At 57.5% G+C, this 22,880-nt stretch carries 22 protein-coding genes and 2 pseudogenes; 12 read left to right on the forward strand and 12 right to left on the reverse strand.

From position 1 onward, the window contains the following. Positions 1 to 67 precede the first annotated feature (67 nt). The 3 genes from ACODR6_RS12795 to ACODR6_RS12805 are packed head-to-tail and all read left to right on the forward strand — an operon-like array spanning position 68 to position 5,512. Positions 68 to 820: an ImuA family protein gene (locus ACODR6_RS12795; protein ID WP_148194866.1), complete on the forward strand. Its 753-nt coding sequence runs from the start codon at positions 68 to 70 to the stop codon at positions 818 to 820. After that, positions 741 to 2,252, forward strand: a complete 1,512-nt coding sequence (locus ACODR6_RS12800) for a Y-family DNA polymerase (protein WP_148194865.1) — start codon at positions 741 to 743, stop codon at positions 2,250 to 2,252. The genes ACODR6_RS12795 and ACODR6_RS12800 overlap by 80 nt, the downstream gene beginning before the upstream one ends. Further along, on the forward strand, positions 2,249 to 5,512 hold the full coding sequence (locus ACODR6_RS12805) for an error-prone DNA polymerase (RefSeq protein ID WP_203431542.1): 3,264 nt from the start codon (positions 2,249 to 2,251) through the stop codon (positions 5,510 to 5,512). The genes ACODR6_RS12800 and ACODR6_RS12805 overlap by 4 nt, the downstream gene beginning before the upstream one ends. A 231-nt stretch (positions 5,513 to 5,743) precedes the next feature. Here ACODR6_RS12805 and ACODR6_RS12810 read toward each other — a convergent pair whose 3' ends face one another. The 4 genes from ACODR6_RS12810 to ACODR6_RS12825 all read right to left on the reverse strand — a co-directional run bounded on the left by ACODR6_RS12810 (position 5,744) and on the right by ACODR6_RS12825 (position 9,726). Then, a complete protein-coding gene (locus ACODR6_RS12810) occupies positions 5,744 to 6,397 on the reverse strand; it encodes a 3'-5' exonuclease (protein ID WP_203431623.1) in 654 nt (217 codons plus the stop codon). A 745-nt stretch (positions 6,398 to 7,142) separates the two neighbouring features. Further along, positions 7,143 to 7,397 (reverse strand): hypothetical protein, encoded by a 255-nt coding sequence (locus ACODR6_RS12815; protein WP_203431543.1) that lies wholly within the window; start codon positions 7,395 to 7,397, stop codon positions 7,143 to 7,145. 372 nt (positions 7,398 to 7,769) lie between these two features. Beyond that, positions 7,770 to 8,369 carry a HupE/UreJ family protein gene (locus ACODR6_RS12820; protein WP_112712723.1) on the reverse strand — a complete coding sequence of 200 codons (600 nt, stop codon included), beginning with the start codon at positions 8,367 to 8,369 and terminating at the stop codon, positions 7,770 to 7,772. A 343-nt stretch (positions 8,370 to 8,712) separates the two neighbouring features. Beyond that, positions 8,713 to 9,726, reverse strand: a complete 1,014-nt coding sequence (locus ACODR6_RS12825; RefSeq protein ID WP_203431544.1) for an IS110 family RNA-guided transposase — start codon at positions 9,724 to 9,726, stop codon at positions 8,713 to 8,715. 77 nt (positions 9,727 to 9,803) lie between these two features. On the opposite strand from ACODR6_RS12825, the gene ACODR6_RS12830 reads away from it, so the two are divergent. Beyond that, a complete protein-coding gene (locus tag ACODR6_RS12830) occupies positions 9,804 to 10,169 on the forward strand; it encodes a helix-turn-helix domain-containing protein (protein WP_203431545.1) in 366 nt (121 codons plus the stop codon). Positions 10,170 to 10,466: 297 nt separating this feature from the next. On the opposite strand, the gene ACODR6_RS12835 is transcribed toward ACODR6_RS12830, so the two are convergent. Continuing rightward, positions 10,467 to 11,981: a cyclic nucleotide-binding domain-containing protein gene (locus tag ACODR6_RS12835; protein ID WP_203431546.1), complete on the reverse strand. Its 1,515-nt coding sequence runs from the start codon at positions 11,979 to 11,981 to the stop codon at positions 10,467 to 10,469. A gap of 182 nt (positions 11,982 to 12,163) precedes the next feature. Between ACODR6_RS12835 and ACODR6_RS12840 the strand changes: the two genes are divergently transcribed. The 3 genes from ACODR6_RS12840 (at position 12,164) to ACODR6_RS12850 (ending at position 14,748) form a co-directional block, all read left to right on the forward strand. Further along, positions 12,164 to 12,466, forward strand: a complete 303-nt coding sequence (locus tag ACODR6_RS12840) for a hypothetical protein (RefSeq protein WP_203431547.1) — start codon at positions 12,164 to 12,166, stop codon at positions 12,464 to 12,466. A 334-nt stretch (positions 12,467 to 12,800) separates the two neighbouring features. Beyond that, on the forward strand, positions 12,801 to 13,058 hold the full coding sequence (locus ACODR6_RS12845; RefSeq protein WP_246777738.1) for a hypothetical protein: 258 nt from the start codon (positions 12,801 to 12,803) through the stop codon (positions 13,056 to 13,058). An 859-nt stretch (positions 13,059 to 13,917) separates the two neighbouring features. Then, positions 13,918 to 14,748: an inositol monophosphatase family protein gene (locus ACODR6_RS12850; protein ID WP_130279486.1), complete on the forward strand. Its 831-nt coding sequence runs from the start codon at positions 13,918 to 13,920 to the stop codon at positions 14,746 to 14,748. Between the two features lie 1,097 nt (positions 14,749 to 15,845). On the opposite strand, the gene ACODR6_RS12855 is transcribed toward ACODR6_RS12850, so the two are convergent. Further along, positions 15,846 to 16,184: an ArsR/SmtB family transcription factor gene (locus tag ACODR6_RS12855; RefSeq protein WP_203431548.1), complete on the reverse strand. Its 339-nt coding sequence runs from the start codon at positions 16,182 to 16,184 to the stop codon at positions 15,846 to 15,848. 713 nt (positions 16,185 to 16,897) lie between these two features. Next, complete coding sequence (locus ACODR6_RS12860; protein WP_203431549.1) at positions 16,898 to 17,242, reverse strand: low affinity iron permease family protein; 345 nt, start codon at positions 17,240 to 17,242, stop codon at positions 16,898 to 16,900. A 110-nt stretch (positions 17,243 to 17,352) separates the two neighbouring features. Between ACODR6_RS12860 and ACODR6_RS12865 the strand changes: the two genes are divergently transcribed. Then, positions 17,353 to 17,565: an acetyltransferase gene (locus tag ACODR6_RS12865; protein WP_203431550.1), complete on the forward strand. Its 213-nt coding sequence runs from the start codon at positions 17,353 to 17,355 to the stop codon at positions 17,563 to 17,565. Positions 17,566 to 18,107: 542 nt separating this feature from the next. Here the strand turns inward: ACODR6_RS12865 and ACODR6_RS12870 are convergent. Then, positions 18,108 to 18,485 carry an NUDIX hydrolase gene (locus ACODR6_RS12870; protein ID WP_246777739.1) on the reverse strand — a complete coding sequence of 126 codons (378 nt, stop codon included), beginning with the start codon at positions 18,483 to 18,485 and terminating at the stop codon, positions 18,108 to 18,110. 147 nt (positions 18,486 to 18,632) lie between these two features. Next, positions 18,633 to 18,878, reverse strand: coding sequence for a hypothetical protein (locus ACODR6_RS12875; protein ID WP_203431551.1), 246 nt, complete (start codon positions 18,876 to 18,878; stop codon positions 18,633 to 18,635). A gap of 299 nt (positions 18,879 to 19,177) precedes the next feature. On the opposite strand from ACODR6_RS12875, the gene ACODR6_RS12880 reads away from it, so the two are divergent. From ACODR6_RS12880 to ACODR6_RS12895, 4 genes and pseudogenes are all read left to right on the forward strand, one after another. Then, positions 19,178 to 19,408, forward strand: coding sequence for a DUF2934 domain-containing protein (locus ACODR6_RS12880; protein ID WP_130279849.1), 231 nt, complete (start codon positions 19,178 to 19,180; stop codon positions 19,406 to 19,408). Positions 19,409 to 19,559: 151 nt separating this feature from the next. After that, complete coding sequence (locus ACODR6_RS12885) at positions 19,560 to 19,949, forward strand: AAA family ATPase (protein WP_489022576.1); 390 nt, start codon at positions 19,560 to 19,562, stop codon at positions 19,947 to 19,949. Then, the gene (locus tag ACODR6_RS12890; protein ID WP_489022584.1) at positions 19,946 to 20,152 is read left to right on the forward strand and encodes a DUF4143 domain-containing protein; all 207 of its coding nucleotides are present in this window, start codon (positions 19,946 to 19,948) and stop codon (positions 20,150 to 20,152) included. Before ACODR6_RS12885 ends, ACODR6_RS12890 begins: the two co-directional genes overlap by 4 nt. 395 nt (positions 20,153 to 20,547) lie before the next feature. Then, positions 20,548 to 20,877: pseudogene (locus ACODR6_RS12895) on the forward strand (PIN domain-containing protein); the annotation flags it as partial. 162 nt (positions 20,878 to 21,039) lie between these two features. Here ACODR6_RS12895 and ACODR6_RS12900 read toward each other — a convergent pair. The 3 genes and pseudogenes from ACODR6_RS12900 to ACODR6_RS12910 form a co-directional block, all read right to left on the reverse strand. After that, positions 21,040 to 21,768: pseudogene (locus tag ACODR6_RS12900) on the reverse strand (type II toxin-antitoxin system HipA family toxin); the annotation flags it as partial. A gap of 163 nt (positions 21,769 to 21,931) precedes the next feature. Next, positions 21,932 to 22,081 (reverse strand): HipA N-terminal domain-containing protein, encoded by a 150-nt coding sequence (locus ACODR6_RS12905; protein ID WP_348652545.1) that lies wholly within the window; start codon positions 22,079 to 22,081, stop codon positions 21,932 to 21,934. Between the two features lie 411 nt (positions 22,082 to 22,492). Next, on the reverse strand, positions 22,493 to 22,633 hold the full coding sequence (locus ACODR6_RS12910) for a helix-turn-helix domain-containing protein (RefSeq protein ID WP_203431552.1): 141 nt from the start codon (positions 22,631 to 22,633) through the stop codon (positions 22,493 to 22,495). Positions 22,634 to 22,880: the final 247 nt, after the last annotated feature.

Raw genomic sequence — 22,880 nt, forward strand, 5'->3', positions numbered from 1 at the left:
GGAACAATCAACTTTTCACGGCATGAAGCCGGATGTTTTAACGCGATTTCGAAAGGATTCGTGACAGATGACTGTTGCCCGCGAGCACGTTCTCGCCGACCTGCGAGAGCGCATTTCCGCCCTTGAAGGCGGGATCGCAAGACGTGCCGGTTCGCTGCCGTTCGGTGTAGCCGAGATCGACGCGACCTTGCCAGGCGGTGGTCTGGCGCGCGGCGCGCTGCATGAATTCGCGGGTGGGGGGGCAGGGACCGTCGACGGGGCGGCGGCAGCTTTGTTCGCCGCTGGTATCGCAGCTAGAACCACCGGTCAGGTGGTATGGTGCCTAACCCGCCCGGACCTGTTCATGCCTGCTCTGGCACAATCCGGTCTGCATCCCGGCCGGGTTGTCTTTGTCGAAGGAGACAAGGAGGAAGATGTCCTTGCCAGTATGGAGGAATGCCTGGCCTATGGTGGTCTCGGAGCGGTAGTAGGCGAACTCGTTCGACTTCCCATGACTGCCTCAAGGCGGCTTCAGTTGGCTGCAGAACGAAAGGGTACGATTGCCCTGGCCGTAAGGCGGTGGCGACGACAGATCGAAGCCAACGACTTTGGTCAGCCAACAGCGGCAACGACGCGCTGGAGGATCAGCGTCCTGCCAAGCGTTGATCTCCCGGTTCAGGGCGTCGGCAGGCCAAGGTGGTTGTTGGAATTAATGAGATCGCGTGCGGGCGAGTGTGCTGAGTTCGAAATCGGAGCCTGCGATGACAAGGGTCGTATCGATATTCTTCCCCGATCTGGCGACCGATCGGATTCGGAGAGCCGATCCCTCTATTCCGCTTGATCAGGCCATCGCGGTTATCGCGAAGTCGGGTTCCAGACGTTGGGTGTCTGCCGCCGATGACGCGGCGCGCAGGGCCGGAGTAACCCCTGGAATGCCGGCTGCCAAAGCGCAGGCGATCTTTCGCGACCTGAAGTTGGTGGATGCCGACCCTGTTGGCGACCAGTTAGCTCTCAAACGGATTGCGTTATGGGCGCTTTCCATCTACTCGCCCGTCGTCGCCGTGGATGGCAACGACGGTATCGTCATGAACACCGAGGGTGCCGATCATCTGCAAGGCGGCGAGCAGAAAATGCTCAGCCGTGTCGCAAGCCAGTTCAAAGCCAAGGGTCTTAACGCACGGGTGGCAATCGCCGACACCTGGGGCGCTGCTCATGCCTGTGCTCGATCGATCAGGCGTGAAACGGTCATCGTTGGCCGCGGTGAACTGTTCCATGCGGTGGCGAGGCTTCCTGTTGCATTGCTAAGGCTTGCCCCCAAGATCGTCGCCGATCTCGGGACGCTCGGGTTCCGGACCATCGGCGAGTTGTCGGCGACGGCCAGAGCGCCGCTCGCGCTGCGGTTCGGCCCGGAAGTCGGCCGGCGCCTCGACCAGATGTTCGGCCGGATCTCCGAACCGATCGAACCAATCCGCGAAGCCGACCGGATCGACGTATCACGCGCTTTCGCTGAACCCATCGCAGCCGCCGAAACGATCAACAAGTATGTGGGTCGGCTCATCCAGCAACTGATCGGCGAGCTCCAACGTCGCGGTCTGGGGGCTCGCAAAATAGACCTGATCGTCGAAAAGACCGACGGCACCCTCCAGGCGATAAGGGCAGGAACTGCCAAGCCCGCTCGCGACGAGGCCTGGCTGACGAAATTGTTCAAGGACCGCACCGAGAAAATCGAGCCAGGTTTCGGTATCGAGAAGCTGACGCTCATCGCGGTCGTGACCGAACCACTCCAAGAGCAACAGAAGACGTCGTCGCTTGTAGAGGAGGCGGCGGCAGACATTGCGCCTTTGATCGACATCCTGGGCAATCGCGGTCAGCGCGTTTACCGTATCGCTCCGGTCGCCTCGGATGTTCCGGAGCGCAGCGTCAGACGGATTGCGCCTGCTGGGGATGATATCCGAGGGACCTGGGACGGCCACTGGCGACGGCCGATACGGCTGCTTCACCAGCCTGACGAGATCAAGGCGCTTTCCCTCATGCCGGATTATCCACCGCGCAGCATCACCTGGAGGGGACGTCAGCATAATGTGCGCAAGGCAGACGGTCCCGAGCGTGTCTTCGGCGAATGGTGGACCTGCGAGAGCGAGCTTGAGGCCGTGCGGGATTACTACGTGGTGGAGAACGAGATGGGAGAGCGATATTGGATATTCCGCAGCGGTGACGGTGTCGATCCGGAGACGGGAGATCGCAAATGGTTCATGCATGGGATATTCGGATGAGATATGCCGAGCTCCAGGTCACCACCCATTTCTCGTTCCTGCGCGGCGCTTCTTCTGCCGACGAATTGTTTGCGACGGCAAAGGAGTTGGGCATCGAAGCGCTTGGCGTTGTCGATCGAAACTCCCTGGCCGGCATCGTCCGGGCGCTCGAGGCGTCGCGGGCCACGGGTGTTCGCCTGGTGGTCGGCTGTCGTCTTGACCTGCAAGAGGCAATGTCCATTCTCGTCTATCCGACCGACAGGGCGGCCTACTCTCGGCTGACCCGGCTGATCACGTTCGGCAAGGGTAGGGGAGGCAAGGACAATTGTATCCTGCAACTTGACGACCTCGCTCTCTACAGCGATGGCCTCATCGCCATTTTGGTTCCTGATCTGCCGGACGAGCTTTGCGCGCTCCACCTTAGGAAGATGTCCGAAATCTTCGGCGACCGAGCCTATGTTTCGCTCACCTTGCGACGTCGGCCGAACGACCAGATGCGGCTCCACGAGATTGCCAACATGGCGGCCAAGCACCGTGTTCGCACTGTCGTCACAAACGATGTGCTGTTTCACAAACCGGGGCGGCGTCAATTGCAGGACGTGGTCACCTGTATACGGAACAACACGACCATTGACGAGCTCGGTTTCGAGCGTGAACGCCATGCCGACCGATACCTTAAGCCGCCACACGAAATGGAGCGCCTCTTTCCGCGCTATGCGGAAGCTTTGGCCAGGACCACGGAGATTGCCGAGCGCTGCAGGTTCTCACTGGAAGAGCTCACGTACCAGTACCCGCAGGAGGCCATTGTTCCCGGCATGGATGCCCAGCAGTCGTTAGAGCATTATGTCAGGGAGTGCATCCCCCAACGATATCCGGAAGGTTTGCCCCAAAAGGTTCTTAGAGCCGTCCGACATGAACTCGATCTCGTCAAGGAGATGCGCTATGCGCCGTACTTCCTGACGGTGTTCAGCATCGTCAAATTCGCGCGGAGCCAGGGCATCCTGTGTCAGGGCCGGGGATCAGCCGCCAATTCGGCGATCTGCTACATCCTCGGGGTCACAAGCATCGATCCTGAAACCAACGATCTCCTCTTCGAACGCTTCGTATCCAAGGAGCGCGACGAGCCACCCGATATCGATGTCGACTTCGAGCATGAGCGGCGTGAACAAGTCATCCAGTGGATCTACAAGACCTACGGCAAGGAAAAGGCGGCGCTCTGCTCAACGGTCACGCGCTACCGGGCCAAAGGCGCGATCCGTGATGTGGGCAAGGCGCTGGGCTTGCCGGAAGACGTCATCAAGGCGTTGTCCTCGGGCATGTGGTCATGGTCAGAGGAAGTGCCCGATCGCAATATCCGGGAGCTGAACCTCAATCCCGCGGACCGCCGGCTGGCTTTGACCCTCAAGCTCGCCCAACAGTTGATGGGAGCGCCGCGTCATCTTGGCCAGCACCCGGGCGGTTTCGTCCTCACCCATGATCGCCTGGACGAGCTCGTTCCCATAGAACCGGCAAGCATGGCCGATCGTCAGATTATCGAATGGGATAAGGACGACGTTGAAGCCTTGAGGTTCATGAAAGTCGACGTCCTGGCGCTCGGCATGCTCACCTGCATGCAGAAGGCCTTCGATCTCATTCGCGACCATAAACACCAACCCCTGGATCTTGCTTCTATACCGCAGGAGGACGCCGCGACCTACGCAATGATACGCGAGGCGGATACGCTTGGGACTTTCCAGATTGAGAGCCGCGCGCAAATGGCGATGTTGCCGCGTATGAAGCCGAGGACCTTCTACGACCTCGTCGTCCAGGTAGCGATCGTTCGGCCAGGCCCGATTCAGGGCAATATGGTCCATCCTTACCTCCGCAGGAGAGAAGGCAAGGAAAAGGTCGAGTACCCGACACCGGAACTGGAGGCCGTCCTCGGCAAGACGCTGGGCGTCCCGCTGTTTCAAGAGTCGGCAATGAAGGTCGCCATGGTCTGTGCCGGCTTCACCGGTGGCGAGGCCGACCAGCTTCGAAAATCCATGGCGACCTTCAAGTTTACGGGCGGCGTCTCACGCTTCAAGGACAAGCTCGTGTCAGGCATGATCAAGAACGGATACTCAGCTGAATTCGCAGAGAAAACCTTTAGTCAGCTTGAAGGCTTCGGCAGCTATGGCTTCCCTGAAAGCCACGCGGCGTCGTTCGCGCTGATCGCTTATGCTTCCAACTACGTGAAGTGTCATTTCCCTGATATCTTCTGTGCAGCGCTATTGAACTCCCAGCCCATGGGCTTCTACGCGCCTGCGCAAATCGTCGGAGACGCCCGAAATCACAACGTGGAAGTCAGGCCCGTCTGTATCAATCGCTCACGCTGGGACTGCACGCTTGAGGAGCTCGAAAACAATACGGGCCGGCATGCGGTCAGACTTGGCATGCGAATGGTCAAGGGGTTGGCCGTCGCCGACGCGGCACGCATTGTTGCTGCCCGCATGAACCGGGTATTCGAAAGTGTCGATGACTTGTGGCGACGTTCGAACGTTCCAACGGAAGCCCTTGAACAACTTGCTGAGGCGGACGCCTTCCTGCCGTCAATGGAGCTTGAACGTCGCGACGCTCTCTGGGCGATTAAGGCGCTACGCGACGAGCCCTTGCCGTTGTTTGCCGCAGCAGCCGAGCGCGAGGCAACGGTGATAGCCGAACAACAGGAACCGGAAGTCCATCTGCGCCAAATGACTGAAGGGCATAATGTCATCCAGGACTACGGCCATGTCGGCCTGACACTCCGTGACCACCCGATCTCCTTCCTGAGGGCCGATCTCGCGAGGCGAAACATCGTCACCTGTTCAGACGCCATGAGCGCCCGCGACGGTCAATGGCTGATGACCGCCGGCCTTGTTCTTGTCCGCCAGAAGCCGGGCAGCGCAAAGGGCGTCATGTTCATCACTATCGAAGACGAAACCGGCCCTGCCAATGTCGTCGTCTGGCCGTCGCTATTCGAGAAGCGGCGTCGGGTGGTGCTGGGATCGTCGATGATGGCGATCAACGGCAGGATTCAGCGCGAAGGTGACGTCGTCCATCTTGTCGCCCAGCAACTATTCGATCTCTCCGACGATCTGACAGGGCTTGCTGACCGCGATCTCGACTTCAAGCTGCCGACGGGCAGGGGTGATGAGTTCGCCCACGGATCTCCTGGAAGTCCGGATTCACGGGATCGCAGGCCGTCCGTCAGGCCAAGAGATATCTTTATTCCGGATCTGCATATCGATACGCTGAAGGTAAAGAGCCGGAATTTTCAGTGATATCCAGGTCGGGCGGCGCCCGTTTGCTGTGAGGAAAGCCGAAAAACATGAGCCGGTTGACGAAAGCTCGCCGACCGGATCATGTCCAAGACGACAGTCCCTCATCGAGCCTGGCCCGGCAAACTGATAACCATGCACTCGAGCTGGCGGGTGTAGCGATGCCAGGGCCGCCGATGACAGGTCATGGTGACGGCGTCGGGGCATTGGCGCCGATGGGCGGTTTTCGGTCGGTCAAACGGCCTTTGATCGACGCTTTGCGAGTTTTGCTTTGACGGACTGCAAAGATTTTTGTCCGATACAGAAGCGGTCGATCTCTTGCCGATCTGCCGGGACGTTCCCGGCCAGCTGCAAAGCGAGGGCAAGAAAAATTTGCCCGGTCCGCCACGCGTCGAGCGAGCTTGAATGAACAGTGCGCCGCTGCAACGTCTCGGGCGGCTCGCCGATTCCGAGCCATTCGCTCAAGCTCACCACCCCGGGGCTGACCGGCTGGCCGCGAGCGATGGCGGCCTTGGCCATCCGGTAGGTGCAGAAGATTCGACTTGGCAGGTCCAGTGTTCGAACATCGCCTTCGCCAAGCATCAAGAGGTCGCCGATCGCATCATGAGCGACGCAGACCCGTCCTTCCACGGCCACGGCAATCTCATGTGAGATTTCCGCAAATGCTCGCGCTCCCTTGACGTCGCCGTCACGCAGCCCATGCTTTTTTGTCGCAAAGTAGCTGATCGCTCTTCCAGGGTCGACCAACCAGTGCCACTCCCGGGTAAACAGCCCGCCATCGAACTGGCACAGGGAGATTTCAACCGGGCGCTGGTCTTTGTTACCGTCGCCTTCGATATCGAGAGACAGGAAGCTGCCACGTGCGTAATCTTCAAGCGATTGTGAGATAGGACCGGTACCTTGAAGAGACTGGACCCCGTTTCACCAGGCCCATAGTCATCATGTCATCTGGATGTTTATGTGGCGCTTTGCCGGTACGTCAATCCCAGCTCGGCTTCCGGCATTCGCTCAACGCGCGCAGACCGGAGAGCTCGACTATTTAACCTACAAGCAATCTGGCGTCCCTTTCGCCGCGTTGGCAAAAGCGGAAGACCTTATCCGTCTGAAGAATTTTTTGGTGCCGTTGGCAACCATTTGCTTGTCCCTGCCAGCCGACCTCAGCCCAAGTCAGCCGTTCGGCTTTACCCGGGTACGTCGGCCATATTCGAGCAGGCTGTTGCGAGCCTTCCAGCTATCGCCAAGTGGAGGTGTGATCCGCAGCCCCGCGGCCGAAGACGAAGCCCGCCATAAACGCCAATGCTCCTACGCCGAGCAGGAGCCCAGTTGCCGTGTGGGTGATCGGCTGCCCCTGCCGCAACGGCGCTCGTTTCGCGCCGTACAGTGTCCACAGCGTTCTTCGCCACCTTGCGCACACCCGTCGCGTGTTCGCGTGGAATGCCAGTGAAGCCAACCCTGAGATCTTTCGACATTTTTGGTCCTCCTCATTGGTGTTGTCCAGAAATAGTCTTGGCGCCGGGATGTTCCCCGGCCTAAATCAGACCTGCAGCCCGCAATCGAAGAGCGGGGTGCAAACGCCGCGAAGGCCTTCGTGCCGACTTGGTCACAGGTTCGACTGAAATACGCTCTCGACGCCTTAGGCCAACGGCTTACCCGGCTGGTATAATTTCAACGCGAAGAACGGATTGAGCGAGAGGGCTGCAGTTGCCAATGTGGCTGCGAGCGTGAATTTCATCGGCGCGAGCCACAGCGCGTCAACGGATCGAATAGTGGCTGAGGCTAGGTCGTCAGGCTCCTTTGCCGGTATGACCTCGGTTTGCTGCTGGTAGCCATCCTCAGGGGTTATGACGCCGACCGGGATGGGCAGGCCAATCGCATTTTCTGTCGACATGCTACGTCTCCTCTTTGTGAAATCGTGTAACGCCAGAGTGTCGGTCGAGTTCCAAGATTGGGCAGATGACGGTGACCTGGCGATGACCATCGCGGTGCGTTCATAACCAGGCGCAGGTCTGGACAAAGGGTTTTTGTTCGCGCGGGTCCCAAACGTGCAGTGGAGCGCGCTAGGCGGCGGTTCAGCAGAAGTTGAGAAAAAAGCCCCTCGCTGGAGAATGGGGCCTGTCAACGCTGATAGGATGCAGCCGGATACGCTGGCTAAGAACACCCCTCCGAAAGTCCAGCTGGGCTCCCGTCCGAACAGGGGCCTGCCTATCGTTTCGGCGCTAGCTCTGCGACGATTGGGAGCGTTTCTCTTGCTTGTCGGTTATTAGAGGATGCCGAGGACGAGACCGACCCCGGCGAGCGCCGCGACGCTGCCGGCTACTTGAGTAATGATTGCGCCTCGGCGTTGATCAAGCTGGCTAAACAGCAATGCGGTTCCGATCCCCACCAAATGAAGCGATGCGGTCGCAGCGAGAAAGCCGATGGCATAGGTGAGGCCGGACACACTTCCAGGCATCTCTGCTCCGTGAGCGTGCCCATGAAACAAGGCGAAGAGGCCGACAACACCCATTGCTGCAGCCGTCGGTGTCTTGATCCTGAACGCGACCGATGCTCCGAGGATGATCACCGAGACGGCAATACCGGTTTCCACCATGGGCAGGTTCACGCCGGCGATGCCCAGGATCCCTCCAACAACCATCAAACCGGTAAATGCCATCGGCAGGAGCCAAACAGCTCGTCCGCCAAGCTGGAAAGCCAGTAGACCGACCAGCACCATCGCAAGCGTGTGATCAATACCTGATATCGGATGCGCGAAGCCGTGCGCGAACCCGGATGGAGCACCCGCTCCGGTATGAGCGTAGGCGGCGGCTGGAATGATGAAACCACACAGAGCCAAAGTAGCGCGAATTAGTAGGCGTGTCATACGACCTCTCCATACATTGAGCTTTCCCGCATCTGATCCAAACTTGTCATACAAGGCAAGGGGGTAAATGCCGTATTCTCATGAGGAGCAGAGGAAGCTAAGAGGCGGATCGCAGGTCATTGCGATCCGCCCGGCCAGCTACCTCACATCTTATGCTGCAACCAAGTGTACGGCTTCCATGCAAGGGCTTGCAATGAGCCTCAGCGACTTACGCGGGACAAGCACCCGTCACTCGAGCGTGCTCGCAAGCACAGGGTATTCGTCGGTGTTGCTCGCCTGCTGTGCATTCGATGATCGGCATTCCGGCCGAAGCTAAGCGGCCCGTGTTAACCAGCCGCGCCGGCTATGCCAGCGGTTCCGGATTATAAATGCCACCGTTAACAAGAAGCGCCCAGATTGTCCTTGCAATTTTATTGGCAAGGGCGACCGCCGCAACTTTGAAGGGACGTCGTCGCTTCAACGAGGCCACCCAGCTGCGCGCATCCTCTTTGGTGTTTCGAACGACAGACATAGCTCCCGCGACGATCAACGATCTCAGTTCGCAGTTGCCCCTTTTGGTGATGCCGCCAGTCCAGGTACGCCCGCCGCTCGAGAGCGTTCGGGGAGTAAGGCCCGTCCATGAAGCGAAGTGACGCGCAGACTTGAAGATCTTGGCATCCGGTACGAATGCTTTGACGGCAGTGGCGGTCATCGGTCCCACCCCTGGGATCGTCATGAGCCTCCTCATTTCGTCGTCAGCCTTCGCATGAGCCTTTAATGCCTTTTCGAGACCGGCGATATCTTGAGAGAGCCTGTCAATCTGCTTCGCAATGATCCTGAGAGCAGCCCTGGCCTGCGGCGGCAAGATGGTGTTTGTTCGGTTGCGGACCGCTGCAACCAATGTGGGAACATTGGCAGCTCCCGGACGAGAAACGATGCCAAATTCGGCTAGGTGGGCTCTCAACGCATTCACTGCTTGAACGCGCTGACGCACCAGGAGCGCCCGCGTTTTGAACAGCATCGTAGAGGCTTGATGACCTGCCGACTTGACCGGTACGAAGCGCATCGACTTCCTGGAAGATGCTGCGTGGATCGCCTCGGCATCGTTCGCATCGGTCTTGTCACGGTTGACGAACGGCTTCACATATGTGGGGTGGATCAGGCGGACCTCATGACCGAGCGCGGCAATCGAGCGGCCCCAGTGGTGGGCTGTCGCACAAGACTCCATCGCGACAACGCATGGCGGCAGCTTACGAAAGTAGTCCAGGATTGCCGTGCGCGCTATCTTCCTGTTGAACAGTTGCTCGCCTGCTTCGTCCGCCCCGTAGACTTGAAAAACGTTCTTCGCGATATCTAATCCAATTGTCGCGACGGCCATCTCTGCATCCCTTTTGGTTTGTGAAACGATGCCAGGATGCCTTAGATAGACGACACATATATCGTCGGGGGACGCTGATGGAACTGGAAACGATCAAGAAAAGCGGGACGAAGGCAATCGATTTGCAGATCGGCATTCGGTTAAGGGAAGTTCGCAAGAATGCGGGATTATCGCAGAAGATTGTTGCGGAGAGGCTAGGAATATCATTCCAGCAGCTCCAGAGATACGAGCAGGGCGAAAACCGGGTGACCGCGGCTTCGCTCCACCACATTGCCCAGCTGTTCGGCCTCCCAATGGAGTATTTTGTGCGCGGGGAAGTAGCGCAAAGACACGAGGTAGTCCTTGTGACCGACGATGAGGCCAGACTGATAGGCCGGTTACGACGGGTGGAGGCTTCCGTGTTCAACCAAGTGCGCGAACTGGTGGAGCTTAAGTCACTGTAATGCCCCGGGGATGGTACGCAGCGCCGAATGCCGCTATGATCTCAGCAAGAGCTATACTCTCGATCACCGATATAATCGCGGGGACTTTCGTCACTGTAGGACGCTGGCTCCCGCAGAGGCCGACCCGGGGCAGTGGGGTGGTTGTAGGCTATGGTAGAAGCGCACTGAGCGAAATCAGAAAATTTTCCGGGTGACACAAGTCTTCCCCTTGTTTGCTTTTCATAAGCACATCTCGCTTGCGGCCGGCCATCAACGATGGCAGCCCCGGGACGCCGACGAGGTTGTCTGAACCCTTGCTTAAGGGATGCTCCGCTGCTGCACGCCAAAGAGGTGGCGTATTCGAGCGGCAAGTGATACCGGATGATCTTCAACCGCAGAGCGCCCATCGATCTTTAAGTGTTCTTCTGTTTCGACACGTTTTGCCAGAAGTTGACTGAGTTCCTCCGCCAAAGACGGGCGCTGGTGCATCACGCTGGCCAGGTGTTCTTTGGAGATCTCGTAGACCACAACAAATGTCAGGGCGCGCATGGTTGCCGGCTCGGGCGCTCCCATCAGCACGCCGCGCTCACCGAAGAGGTCGCCTGGAGCCAGCCGGGTGAGTTCTTCTCTTCCATGATCACTGACGCGTTCGATCGTGACGACGCCACTGCGAACGATCATCAACGATGTCATCGAAGCGTCTTGTGGAGCGATGACGACGCCCTTCTTGAACGCCAGACGCTCCATGCTGTTGGCCAGAGCCTCCATCTCATCCTCGGTAAGCGTCGAGAAGAGCGGGATGGACGTCAGCAGCCTCCACGGCGTTCCCGGGTGTTTCGATCCGGGATCAGGGTTCATCACCGCCGATGCGTTCGCCGCCAAGGACAATTGGATCCCCGCCGCCTTCGTGTGCCTATACACGAGGTCGAAGATTTCGTTCTTCGCCACGCCAGTTTGCCCAAGGCTCGACACCTTGAACGAGAGCTCGACTTCAACCGCGGAACCGTCCAATGCGGTAATGGATACCGACGGGGGCGGCGACTTCAAAATCGAATTGGCGCTCAGCAGCACCGTCCTCATGGTCTCTTCGATCAGCGCCGGCGACTTCGAGGGCAGCGCCCGGATTACCACTTTTGAGCCATGGATGGCGTCGCCGCCAGTCAGGTTGGTCAGCGTTGCCTTGGCCAACGCGCTGTTTGGCACGATGACAAGATCATTGGCGTCGTTAAGAAGGTGAGTGGAGCGCCAGTTGGTTTCGACGACTTGACCGCGAACGCCGCCCTCAACTTCAATCCAGTCACCAACCGAGTAAGGACGACCCAGGTTCAGCGCTATGCCAGAGAACACGTCGTTCAACGTGCTCTGCAGAGCCAGCCCTAAGACGATAGCGAATACCCCCGATGTTGCAATGAGCGTCCGCACGGGAAGGTCGAACACAAAGGCGATTATGGATAGGGCCGCTCCAATGTATATGATGGCAACCAATAGATCTTGCAGGAGGCGACCTTCACGCGGTTTACGCTCGATGATAAGGTAGACGCGGACCGAGCTTGCGATAACCATCGCTCCGCCTGCCCACCAGGTCGCCTTCGCAATGCCAATGAACATCCTGAGGGGGAGGTCTTCATCGTCGATCACCGTCGTCCATGGTGCGACGTCATGGCCGACAAGCAGGATTGTGAGAAGGACAAAGAAACCGATGTGAACAAGGAAACGGTCAGTGGCCTTCCCTTGAACGATTATCCTCGCCAGGACCAACAACAACACCAGCGTTACGAATTGGCTGATCGGGTCCCCGGCAATGTGTACGATAGTGTCGAGGCCTGCTTCCATTCGCGCCTTCCTTGGACCGCCTGGCAAGCGGCCACTTGAAAGCCATGCCCATATGTCCGTCAAGCGAAACGATGTCAAAAGCCTTTACGAGATAGACTTCCAACAAATGAGGCCGCGATCATGCCACTTTTCCTCGCAAGAAAAGTCGCGCCAATGTTGGCAGATTCGAGAAGAGGACCCTTATGCTAAAATTTCCACTCGCCGCCATCGCATGCTGTCTCTCCTTCGCGCAAATCGCCGACGCTTCAAGTGACGCAGCTTGGAACACTCTCTTTGCAAAGGCCAATGGCACGTGCATCGGGCAGTCACGGATGGTTTCCCCGGAAGCGACGGCACCGATCCTCTTCGGTGACACGATGGGAAAAATCGCGATCCTGCTTCGCGAAAGGAACACCAAGACCAAAAAAATGGTCAACCTGATATGCGTTTACGACAAGAAGTCAGGGAAAGCATCCATCGCCGAGTACAACTGGCTCGGCCAATAGGTCGCCGGCCGTAGCCGCTTCCTCACGGTCGGTCCCCGCGATGATGCGGATAGGATCCCGTTTACAGCTCGTCAGCTGGCAACACTTGCAGTGTTCAAACGAGGTCAGTTAATACGGACGGCGGGAGGACACCGCAGCTGGCGATCATCGTGACAGGCTTGGGGCGCTGGAGGCGAGGACATCCGCGGCCGACCTTGAACAGACGATGTTTCGCCCTAGCTTGCTAAAATCACCTCCATGAGCGCCGGAGTTCGAATGAACCAGCCGCTTATCGTCGACGCGATTTCTCCCTATGTGAGTCACTGTTTTGCCAGACACACTAAAGCCGCTTGGAATGACGCCCGAGCAGATGACGGCGGTCCTCCTCAACTTCAGTGCCACCTTGGAGGCGTTCGCCCGCCGAGTTCCTCGCGAAAGGGTCGCCCTCTCAGTTTTGGTCGCCAATGCAGCAGCCGCGGTCGGCGAGATGGCCGTCGAGGTAGGTGAGGGCGATGAGGACATTGCAACGGAAATCATCACCTCGACCGCTCGCTTAGTTTCCACCATACGAAAGGTCGTCGAAGGACCGGTTGGCGGTGCCGCAATCCATTGAGTGATCTCGGCCTGTCTGCCTAATCCGGGATGCCAATCAGTATCTCATTGGCGACCGCCGTAGGGGCCAAACGGTTTTGTGATCCTCTAACACGAAACGACTAATAAGCCGCGCGCGTCTCAGTCGCGTGAGCTTTCTTTTGTTGCCGTGCCAACCACGGTAGGATTTGCCGTTGGTACGGTGGCAGACGGGAACTCCAGCTGCCGATCGATGTTCAGTAGGGGTCGCCCGACGAGAGATTGGCTTGCCATTCTTCTTTCCTTTCCCGCGTTGGGAGGCGCTCCCAATGGATGACCAACTTAGCGCCAGTGTTGCACTGGCGTTATTTTTTTGCCGGCTGGAAACTTTCATTGATACAAGCAGTTCGAATGCGGTCACTGCGGGCGCATTGTCTAAGACGTGCACACGACCTGCTAGCCCACGGTGATCCTTCGAGAAGATGCGTCGTATTCTGCTGTGTGCGGCGCATCTTTTTGCGTCTACAAAAAGCGCTATCGGCGCACCGGGGTGAGGGTAGGAGAGCCATTCTCCAACGGGATCCGCAGACCGCTATGACAGGGCCGCAACCGCCAAATCAGAGGATTTGGTGAGGTCATCGCCGGACTGTATTAAGTCTAACGATAACCTCTTGGCAATGGTGTCTGCTTAGCCAATGCCTACACGCACGTTAACCGAAGCGGTGGCCGTGTCTACCATCATTTTTGGGTGAAACAGCACAGCCGTTTACCGGAGGCGGGGCAGTGGGGCAAATAGCGGGCTTGCGGGCGTGTTGAAACTGATATCATTTGGCTGTCTCCGGTGGGAATCACGATAGACATTTAGCTGGACAAGCGCGCACGCGATCTGGACACGTTGCAGTATGGAAAGTGTTGCTGAAGAGCTACTTGAAGAGCTTATGAGCTATCTACGCGATGCAGCGGTCGAGGAAATTCTGCCGCGATTCCGATCTGTCTCCTCTGACTCGAAGCGTGCCAAGACAAGCTTTGACGATATCGTAACTGATGCGGATATTGCGTCCGAGCATCTGATTGCTGAAAAGCTGAGGACGAGGCTGCCCGACATCGTGATAATCGGCGAGGAAGCGGTGTCAGAAGATCCATCGTTGTTGGATCGTCTCTCCGGAGCCGACCTAGCCGCCGTCATTGATCCGTTAGACGGCACGTGGCATTTCGCACACGGTTCGCCGATGTTCGGCAGTATCCTGGCGATCGTATCACGGGGTAGAACCATCGCCGGCATTATACACTATCCGGTGCTTGGGGACTTCCTCATTGCCCGACCCGGCGGGGGCGCTTGGCATGTGGGGGCGGATGGAGCTTCCACGCGGCTGGCGGTCGCGGAGGCAGGTTCAGTAAATGAAATGCAAGGTTTTGCAGCAGTTCACGCATTCGAAGCTCAAACGCGCGCTTCGGTTGCGTTGGGCGTGTTGAACTTTAGCCGCGTCACATCTTGGCGCTGTTCAGCCTGGGAATACCGGATGTTGGCAACGGGTGCCATGAGCTTTTGCTTAAACGAAGGCATGAACCCATGGGATCACGCGGCTGGGATATTGATTCACGCGGAAGCGGGTGGTTATGCAGCAACCACTACGGGCCAGCCGTATCGACCATCAGTTGCAAAGGGTCACCTCCTAGCGGCGCCGGACAGCCAGTCGTGGAAGGCTATCCTCGAAGCACTATCCTATCGTTGATTTAGCGCCATTCTGCGCGGTCCACTGACATCGGTGAATGCGAGACGGGCTTGCCTCGACCGTAAGCCTCCAAATTGAAATGCTGAAGAGGATCACTGTGTCGTCTGATGCGTCGCGGAGACGATCGCGGAAACGTACGCTGGTGAGGTGGTTTAGTGGGTATCGTGCTACGCTCGTCGGAAGCCCGTTGAGCCTGAACGCTCGGAACAGGAAGGGCCTGGTCGATTGGCCATGTCGACGGCCACTAGATCGAAAAAGTCGGTAACTCCGACCGTCATCGGCAGACCAAGAGGTCGTGATTGTCCGCCGAGAACAACTGAAAGATCCATAAACCTTCAGGTGAAAAATTTAGAACGCTTCCTGTTTTGCAGACGCCGAGCCATACGGTCTGATATGGCCGCCGAGAGTAGAATGATCAGCAGCAATGCGGGCCCGGCCGTTATGCCGATCCATAGGCTCCGCTCGCCCCACTTGAGACAAATTCCAATGACACCAGCGCCAAATGAAGCTGCTAAGGCAAGTGCCAGCGATCCGACCGCGCCTCCTCCTAGCGCGGAGACGACTGTCCAAATAATGACACTGATAAACGCTAGGGACCACATCAAACCTCTCCATCGCTCGCGCCGTTTTAGAAGCCATTCGTTCACTTATCGTGAAAACGCGCTTAAGCTCGCTCGCGCCCTCGTCGACGACACTTCGTAGCGCCAGTCTGCGCTCAAGCCTATGCGTGAGCTTAGCGAGCGCGGGACGCTAATGACGGGCACGGGAAGTGGTCCATCGACGCCTAGCAGCTTTCCACTCTGCGAAAGATCTGCGGCGAGCTAGTCATTCAAATGCGGTATGGAAAATTTGGCATCTGCAGCGGCAATCCCGGCGAAACGAGTTGCAGCGATGACCATTCGCGGCCTCTTTCAGCGTCGGGACCACCGTGGAGGGTCATTGTCCTGATTTTCGCAATGTCCGCCGAGGAGCTTTTCGCTCATCTGGCAACGATTGATACAGCGAATCCCCGTCGGCAGGTTAAGTGATGCAAATTTGCTTGTCGACCATTGTCGCGTCCCTTTGGTGCCGCGGCATCGAGGTCGGTGACGAGTAACTCAACGAGAATTAGTCGCCGACGAGTACTGCATGGTAATTTCCGTGACACAAGCAAGCAGCGTGGCCGCCTCAACCGATCGCGAAAAATAATAGAAAGTCTGGGCTCTCCGCCGCGTTTTGGCGACGCCGGCCTGTTTCAGCACTCGTAGATGTTGCAAAGCAGCACCTTCGGTGATGCCGATGATCTCTTGGAAGTCGACGGCGGTCCGCTCCCTCTCAAGCATCAGTTCCGTCATATAGTATCGGATCGGGTGACTGAGCGTACGCAAAAGTAGGTCCGCCTTTTGCAAATCAAACGGCAAGATCACATTGAATGCATCACTGTCAGATTTTCCCATAGATTATCTCCCCCCTGGACACTACTGGCACTAGAAGAATATTGTAAATGGTTAATCGGATATCCGGCTAAAAGCGTGCAGGTCCGGAGAGAGGCAATCTTGCCAAGGCAGCGCCTCACTATGAGTTACTGGAGCGGGCAGCGCCACGATCTCGATGCGCTGCGCTTTTTAAGCACTAGCCCTACAAGAACGATAGGCAGTCATCGTAAGCGGCCGAGAATGCCAGCGAGCACGCTCTTGCCGTTTGCCTCGTTACCGTAGGACCAGTTGGTCCATGAATCGCCATCGGGTCTGCTTCAGAAGGCCCCGAACTCAATGTTGCTTCAGACTCTCGTCGATGATCTGGGTCGCTAGCCCTCCGAACTTGTCGGTGAGCTCGTCACGGACGAAATCGGGCGGTTGTTCCGGGTGTGCGTAGCGGGAAGTAGGATTTCGATAAGAAAGCTTATCGATGAACACTCGCCTGAAGCGTCGGCGTCCTCACTCGTCAAGACAGTTTGTTTGTCATGGTGTACGGCTGGCCGGTTTCGTCGAAGATAGAGCAGGCAACAGGATGAGCAGGACATAGGCGGATGGGATAGCAATGTTGTGCGACATGAGAGGTTTTCCTTCGACCAAAGGAAGCCCCGTCATCGGAGCTTTGTTCCAGTACGCTTTGGGACGTGCAGGGTGAGGGCGCCAGCGTGCTCGTGCTGCAGGAGCGTCGCGCGAGGTCAGACACCTGCCTGACGGTCCCGTGCAAGTCGGGAAAGCTCCTCGGCCTCAAGCCGCTCGATCCCGATCATGTGATTGCCAGCTTCGCTCGAGCGGATGAGTTCGTCCACCTTGACTTGCAAGGCCGCCATGTCGCGGTTCTGCGAATGCTGCATGATCAAAAGAACGAACAGCGCCGCGCTCGTGCCGATCATGTTTGAAAGCAGGAACCATTCTGTTGGCAGGCCGAACATCGCGCCAGCCGCGCACCACAGCGTTGCGAGTGCGAACGCCCCTGCGACCGTGAAACGGTGACCGGCAACCCGGACAACTGCTTCAGACAATGCGAGGAACAACGGTCTCATGCCTCCGAAATGCTCAGACGTCGGGTGGGTTCCACGCGACGTCGTTGCAATGTCGTGGGATCGGCGTAGGCTCCCTCACGTGCATAGACGCTCGTGCGAAGGAGGGTGCGATGTTCCAGGCGTTTGACAGTGGCGGGAAGCAGCCGTTGCGACCGGACGAAGTCTTGATGGTACAGGGCCTTGTGAAAGAATTCTGCGAGGCCAAATCCATCGATTCCGGTTGTCCCGAGGCGCATGCCGCCGCGAAGGATCTTCTCGGATGGTTTCAGGCCGGCGTTACCGACAAGAACCGTCTTCGCGAACTATTGACTTCCCGCGACTGATCGGGGCCTCCGACGACGATGCACCTCCCGGTCCTGGTCATTACAGGAAGGGGCGCTCGTCGGGCTGCAGTCAAGCAACTCGTCCGCTGTCGTTCGGTCAGACGATGACGGCTTAAACTTGCTGACCGCATCAAGGCGACCGCAAGGTCCGCGAAGGAACCAACAAGATAGCTCGCGACGCTCTAGCGGAAGAGCGAAGCTCCGCGAGGCGAAACCGAGCGTCTGCGCGCCGCCCGGTTCAGGCCGAGCAGCAATCCATGTCAGCTCGGTTTGATGTCAGAGAGGTCGACCGACACGACGAGCGGCTCCGGCACGCGCTGCCCGTTCGGTTGGCGCGGGTAGATCCGGCGTTCCGTTGGAAAGACGCAACGCAAAGTCTTCCGACGGCCGTTGGAATGTCCACCTGCCCGGTCTACCCGGAAATTCTGTCGCGCGTTGAAGCGGTGTCCTCGCCAGGCTTGTCCATCACAAAAAAAGAAGGTCAGCAACGCTCTTTCAAGCTGCCTTCTGTTCGCCGCTTAGCGAGAAGCTTAGCTAAGGCATCACCAGATTTTGTCAGAGCCCAGTGTCAAACTGCGAGCGAAATCTTGCAACAGAGTTCGCAATTCGGGTACTTGCACCTTTAGAGCAGCGTCCGTGGGATTCATCAATATGACGTCTCGTTTCGCCCGTTCGGAAAAACGCTTCTTACGACGACGGACCTTGATAACATAAACCGACGCCAGCGGCTCGACCTTGCTACCGTCCAAGAGGATCTTCGCGTACCTGAACTCGCCAAAGATCCTGCGCTTGACCTTTCCGATAACGCCGGCTTCCTCCCACGCCTCCCGCTCGGCGACGTCATGCGGGAGGAGGCGGGCGATCGGCCATCCCTTCGGCATCATCCAACGGCCGGTTTCGCGTGTGGTAATCAGCAGCACTTCGGGGCCGTGTCCTGTAGTCGCATGCATATTGCGCCGATCTGCTGATATTCAGCAGCAGGCGCCGTCGGACTATCTGTGGCAACCATCCAATCACCGCCAAGCTTTTGATCCAACCGAGGATGGGTGTGAGAGTTCCCAGGACATTCAGTGGTCATTCAACGCGCTGTCGTCACTGCTGTTACGAGTCTCGATTGCGATACCGTGCAGTTCTTCCACTCGTTTCGACTTTTGTTCGGAAGCGAGGATGACCGCATAGAACGCAGCGCGTGCGATATCCTTTTTCGTGGCTTCGGAATGTCCTGTTCGCACCGCAGAAATCAGCTCTTTTGGCTTCATGCCTGGCCGGGCGAGCGATGCCACGGTCTTCGCGATGCTAGCTGTCTCCGCCATGGCTCTCTCCTTCATCAGGTGCCTTCTGCTGCCGGACTTCTACCTGACACCCGGCTGCTGATCGAGTTATTGTTTATGAAAGTTTCTTGACAGTCGGGGGCGGTACAAGGGCGGGGGATGCTATGCCAGCAGTCGTGTAGGAACTTTCGCCGAGCTTCATAGGCGTGTCACTAATTGACGGTACCTTCATTACCTGTTGCTTCGCCAGGGCAGGGCTCGTTGCACCGGCTGAGAACCGTCCAATGGAACGATCGGCCCTTCCAGATCTTATGGTGGCAGCCCCAACAGGAGTTCATCGAATGGATACGGAAAACGACAGGCGCGACCGGGCTTATAAGATCTGGGAGGATGAGGGTCGCCCAGAGGGGAAGCACGACGATCATTGGAAGCGTGCCGGCGAGGCGCAACAAGTCAGCGAAGAAGAGGCGGCAGAGATTATCAGGGCGAACGAGGAAGCCGAACGCGCTTTCAATGACGACGCCTCAAAGGACTCGAATATCCGACCGCCCTCAACCATCAGCCCGGACTGATCAGACGCCAAGGTCGAAAGAGGTTGAGGCTAGGTACATACAATGGATGACGGCGACGACACCTGACGGGGCACAGCCTCCAGCTCTAGCTAGACCCACACATTGGTCCTTGCATTTGTGGAGTTTACATCCATAAATGCAAGGATGATGATTGCGTAGAATTGAATCCAAGCTCTTAGCTCTTCTTGAGGAAAGTCCTGCCGTGGCTTTGCTCGGACCTCGTCAGGTCGGCAAGACAACCTTGGCAATCGGTGTCGGAAAAACCAGGCCGTCTATATATCTCGATCTGGAATCGGAGGCTGACAGGGCCAAGCTTTCGGAACCAGAGCTTTATCTATCGGGCCATGACGACAAGCTGGTCATTCTCGATGAAGTTCATCGCCTCCCAGGCGTGTTTCAGACCCTTCGTGGCCTGATCGATCGAACCCGCCTAGCCGGTCGGCGCGCTGGCCAGTTTTTGCTTCTCGGATCGGCCTCCATCGATCTTCTCAGGCAATCCGGCGTCGCACGTCGGCCGGCGCCGAAATCGATCTCCTCCTGACCCCTGCAGGTGAGAAGCCTTGGGCAGTGGAGATCAAGAGAAATCTTTCGCCAAAACTCGAAAAGGGGTTCTATTTTGCCTGCGAAGAGATCCAGCCGCAGAAGCGCATCGTCGTTTATCCCGGCCAGGAAACCTTCCCCCTCCCCAACGATGTGACGGCCATGTCGCTTCCAGACGCTGTCCGACTTTTGCTTGACCTATAGCCGAAGAGACAGACATCTCGTCCCCGTGCAACACATGCGATGCCAAATCGAATTATGGGACGGCAAGATGTCGGACGGCAGGACCCTTACTGATATCTTGCGCAATTCCGTCGCTGCAGCCTCCATGATACGGGTGACGACCAGAGCCGCGAATTCAAAGTCCCGAGCTCCTTCGGGGCCTGGGAGCCCGCATCAAGCTGGCCAAACGGTTCGACTACGCTACCGATTGTTGTCTTCTTTGCGCGTGAGGCGGTGTAATGCGCCGATTCAAGGTTTGCGGCGGCGGCAACGGACAACTGTTCTACGCCCATGAAAGACCGGCAGAACAGGGTTCTGGAGGTCTTGGGGCGGGGGGACTTATAACGCTTACGACCTCGATAACGTCGTGGAATCGCATTGCGGACGCTAACGTTTTGGCTCGCGCGGTCTTGCAGGATGACCCGCTACAGGCTACAGGGGAAGTGGCTGCGGCTCTGCTTGAACGCGCTTCGCTCATAGCATTCTCGTTGCCAAGCTTATGTGAGTTTGCGTGGGTGCTTTGGCGCGGTGCCAACTTTCAAAAGAAGATGTGGCACAGTCGATCCGCGACCTGCTAGATGCCGGAAACGTTTCGATGAACCGACCTGCAGTTGGGGCTGGATTGGCAGTACTCGAAGCTGGGCCGCGACTTCGCAGACAGCGTCATTGCACATGACGGAGCGTGGTTGGGCGGAGAGACCTTTGTGCTAAGTTCGTCTTCCTCAGGGGTGTCCCGCAAAGCCAATAAGGGCAGGCGAAAAAATGGAGGCTCGCCCGGCGCCTTACAGCGTCCCGCCACGACATGGGCTAGCATGATTGTCTCGTTTCACGGCCGGTCTTCTCCTCAATACCTCATGACCTGAACAGTTTCAGCCGATCACCTCCTGCACAAGAGTAAGCGTTCTCAACCTGTCTAGGAAGTGAACTGCGCGCTTCTCGTCGAGCAAGGACGGGACAAGGGTTTGCCAAACTTCGACAGCGTGTTTGACTTGCCTGCTAATCTCAGCTTCGATCCAATCTTCTTCAAGGCCTAAGAACTTTGCCGCGCGACGGAAGCGGCGAAACGTCACGGTGTTAAAGTTGCTGGTGTTGACGAACTGCAGCGCCATCTGGTCGTCGGGGATGTAGAGCACGGTCGGGACGATGTCGTAGGCTGGCGACAGGCGGATCTCGCCTGGGCTTGGAAACAGAAAGGACCAATTCTTGAGATGGTTATCGCCGTTGCCGATCAATATGTCGGCAACAATGCGACGAAACCCTTCTAGGACATCGGCCCTCCAATCGGTGCTGAACCGTCGGATCATGTTAAGCACCGTCTCTCCAGTGCCCATCGTATATTTGCGCTCGCCAAGCGCGCCAAGGATCTGGGCCATGTCTTCCATGTGGGTACGCAGACCGTCAGCGCCGCGGTCGAAACGATCGACAACAAGCGCTTGGGGGCCAGCCTTTAGGAATTCAGGTCGAATATCCCTTACGTGTTCGACGGACAGCAGCCGGAAATCGGCAGTCGTTACGCCGACTGAGCGGGCAAGCGTCATTCCGGCAAACTCGAGTTCCGGTAAATTGGAAAAACGTTCTGTCGGGACCTTCAGGATACCGTGCGTCGCCCGCCTGTGCCGGCACGGTCAAGCGATCTCCGTCCATCCGGCCGGCAAATTTCAGTTGAACCCCGGCAAGGGAAAATTTCACAGTTCCCTGAGGACGGGGGCGTCAAAACCAGCGACTTGTTCAAGCCTTAGCGGGCCAGCCGATGTTGGTGTCTCAGTTTCGGGTGATTAACATCGCGCCTGGTAAATCCGCACGGAGCCGCGTGAGGAGATCGAACTGGTCATGATCGCCTGGGCCCATTTCGTGTAATAAAAGATCGTGCAAGGCGCCTTCAGGCAATAGGCCGGCGAACCAGTGTGGCAAAGTGCCAATATGCCAATTTTGTCGCCGCGATAGGCAAGCCGTTCCATTGTGCCTTGCTCGCTGGCTGGCTCTAACCAGGAAAGGCTGAGGATCGGACGGCCCATACCGCGAAGATAGGCTTCCTCGACAATAAATGCCGTTTCACCGGCAGCACTGCGGGTGAGCGTGCCAACTCGGACAGCTTTCCCTTGATGAAGCAGATGGACGCCGAGAATTGCCGCGGTCTTGGCCATCAGTCATCATCCTCGTCACTGAGTGACACGAACACCTCGCTGAATACCGATTTCGGAGGTGTAGAAACAGATGGCAAGGTTGAAGTGGTCTCCAGCAGCGTTTCAACCTCATGCAGATGCTGACGCGGGACGATTACGGGCACCAAATCGAGCGCGTGGCAAATCTGTACAAGTAGTGTTAAACGGTCTTGCTCAAACGTCCGCTTGTCAAGTCTCGTTCGAACTCCGTTAGACGCGCGGGGCTGCGCCCGATACGTGCGGCTAGTTCAGTCCGACGCAAGCCCCTCGCTTTGCGCGCGGTGGCTATCTGATCAGCCAACCGCTCAAATACGATAACGCATTACGGTATTCCGTCCTTTTGAGGAAACCACACGGAATTTCGTAACAGACCAGGAAAAAAAGAACTCGATCGGAATTCCGTAAAGTTTTTTTAAAATTTACGCTATTCCGTTCTATACTAATGCGTCCTGTCATAATCGAAGTCGATTTAGACGGGCCAAATAAAGTTCCACGGGGTAGATCCCTGTCCCTCCTGCGATCGTTGCAGAAAGGAATAGGTGGCCGGA

This window comes from Rhizobium sp. FG96 (assembly GCF_057808655.1).

What these genes read in the sequence shown, in the direction of transcription:
- ACODR6_RS12825 (WP_203431544.1), bottom strand. Translation starts at nt 9,726, where the DNA reads ATGGCCGTCGCGACAATTGGATTAGATATCGCGAAGAACGTTTTTCAA.
- ACODR6_RS12845 (WP_246777738.1), top strand. Translation starts at nt 12,801, where the DNA reads ATGACGCCCGAGCAGATGACGGCGGTCCTCCTCAACTTCAGTGCCACC.
- ACODR6_RS12860 (WP_203431549.1), bottom strand. Translation starts at nt 17,242, where the DNA reads ATGAGACCGTTGTTCCTCGCATTGTCTGAAGCAGTTGTCCGGGTTGCC.
- ACODR6_RS12815 (WP_203431543.1), bottom strand. Translation starts at nt 7,397, where the DNA reads ATGTCGACAGAAAATGCGATTGGCCTGCCCATCCCGGTCGGCGTCATA.
- ACODR6_RS12855 (WP_203431548.1), bottom strand. Translation starts at nt 16,184, where the DNA reads ATGGGAAAATCTGACAGTGATGCATTCAATGTGATCTTGCCGTTTGAT.
- ACODR6_RS12840 (WP_203431547.1), top strand. Translation starts at nt 12,164, where the DNA reads ATGCTAAAATTTCCACTCGCCGCCATCGCATGCTGTCTCTCCTTCGCG.
- ACODR6_RS12800 (WP_148194865.1), top strand. Translation starts at nt 741, where the DNA reads ATGACAAGGGTCGTATCGATATTCTTCCCCGATCTGGCGACCGATCGG.
- ACODR6_RS12865 (WP_203431550.1), top strand. Translation starts at nt 17,353, where the DNA reads ATGTTCCAGGCGTTTGACAGTGGCGGGAAGCAGCCGTTGCGACCGGAC.
- ACODR6_RS12795 (WP_148194866.1), top strand. Translation starts at nt 68, where the DNA reads ATGACTGTTGCCCGCGAGCACGTTCTCGCCGACCTGCGAGAGCGCATT.
- ACODR6_RS12880 (WP_130279849.1), top strand. Translation starts at nt 19,178, where the DNA reads ATGGATACGGAAAACGACAGGCGCGACCGGGCTTATAAGATCTGGGAG.
- ACODR6_RS12835 (WP_203431546.1), bottom strand. Translation starts at nt 11,981, where the DNA reads ATGGAAGCAGGCCTCGACACTATCGTACACATTGCCGGGGACCCGATC.
- ACODR6_RS12830 (WP_203431545.1), top strand. Translation starts at nt 9,804, where the DNA reads ATGGAACTGGAAACGATCAAGAAAAGCGGGACGAAGGCAATCGATTTG.
- ACODR6_RS12820 (WP_112712723.1), bottom strand. Translation starts at nt 8,369, where the DNA reads ATGACACGCCTACTAATTCGCGCTACTTTGGCTCTGTGTGGTTTCATC.
- ACODR6_RS12805 (WP_203431542.1), top strand. Translation starts at nt 2,249, where the DNA reads ATGAGATATGCCGAGCTCCAGGTCACCACCCATTTCTCGTTCCTGCGC.
- ACODR6_RS12875 (WP_203431551.1), bottom strand. Translation starts at nt 18,878, where the DNA reads ATGGCGGAGACAGCTAGCATCGCGAAGACCGTGGCATCGCTCGCCCGG.
- ACODR6_RS12850 (WP_130279486.1), top strand. Translation starts at nt 13,918, where the DNA reads ATGGAAAGTGTTGCTGAAGAGCTACTTGAAGAGCTTATGAGCTATCTA.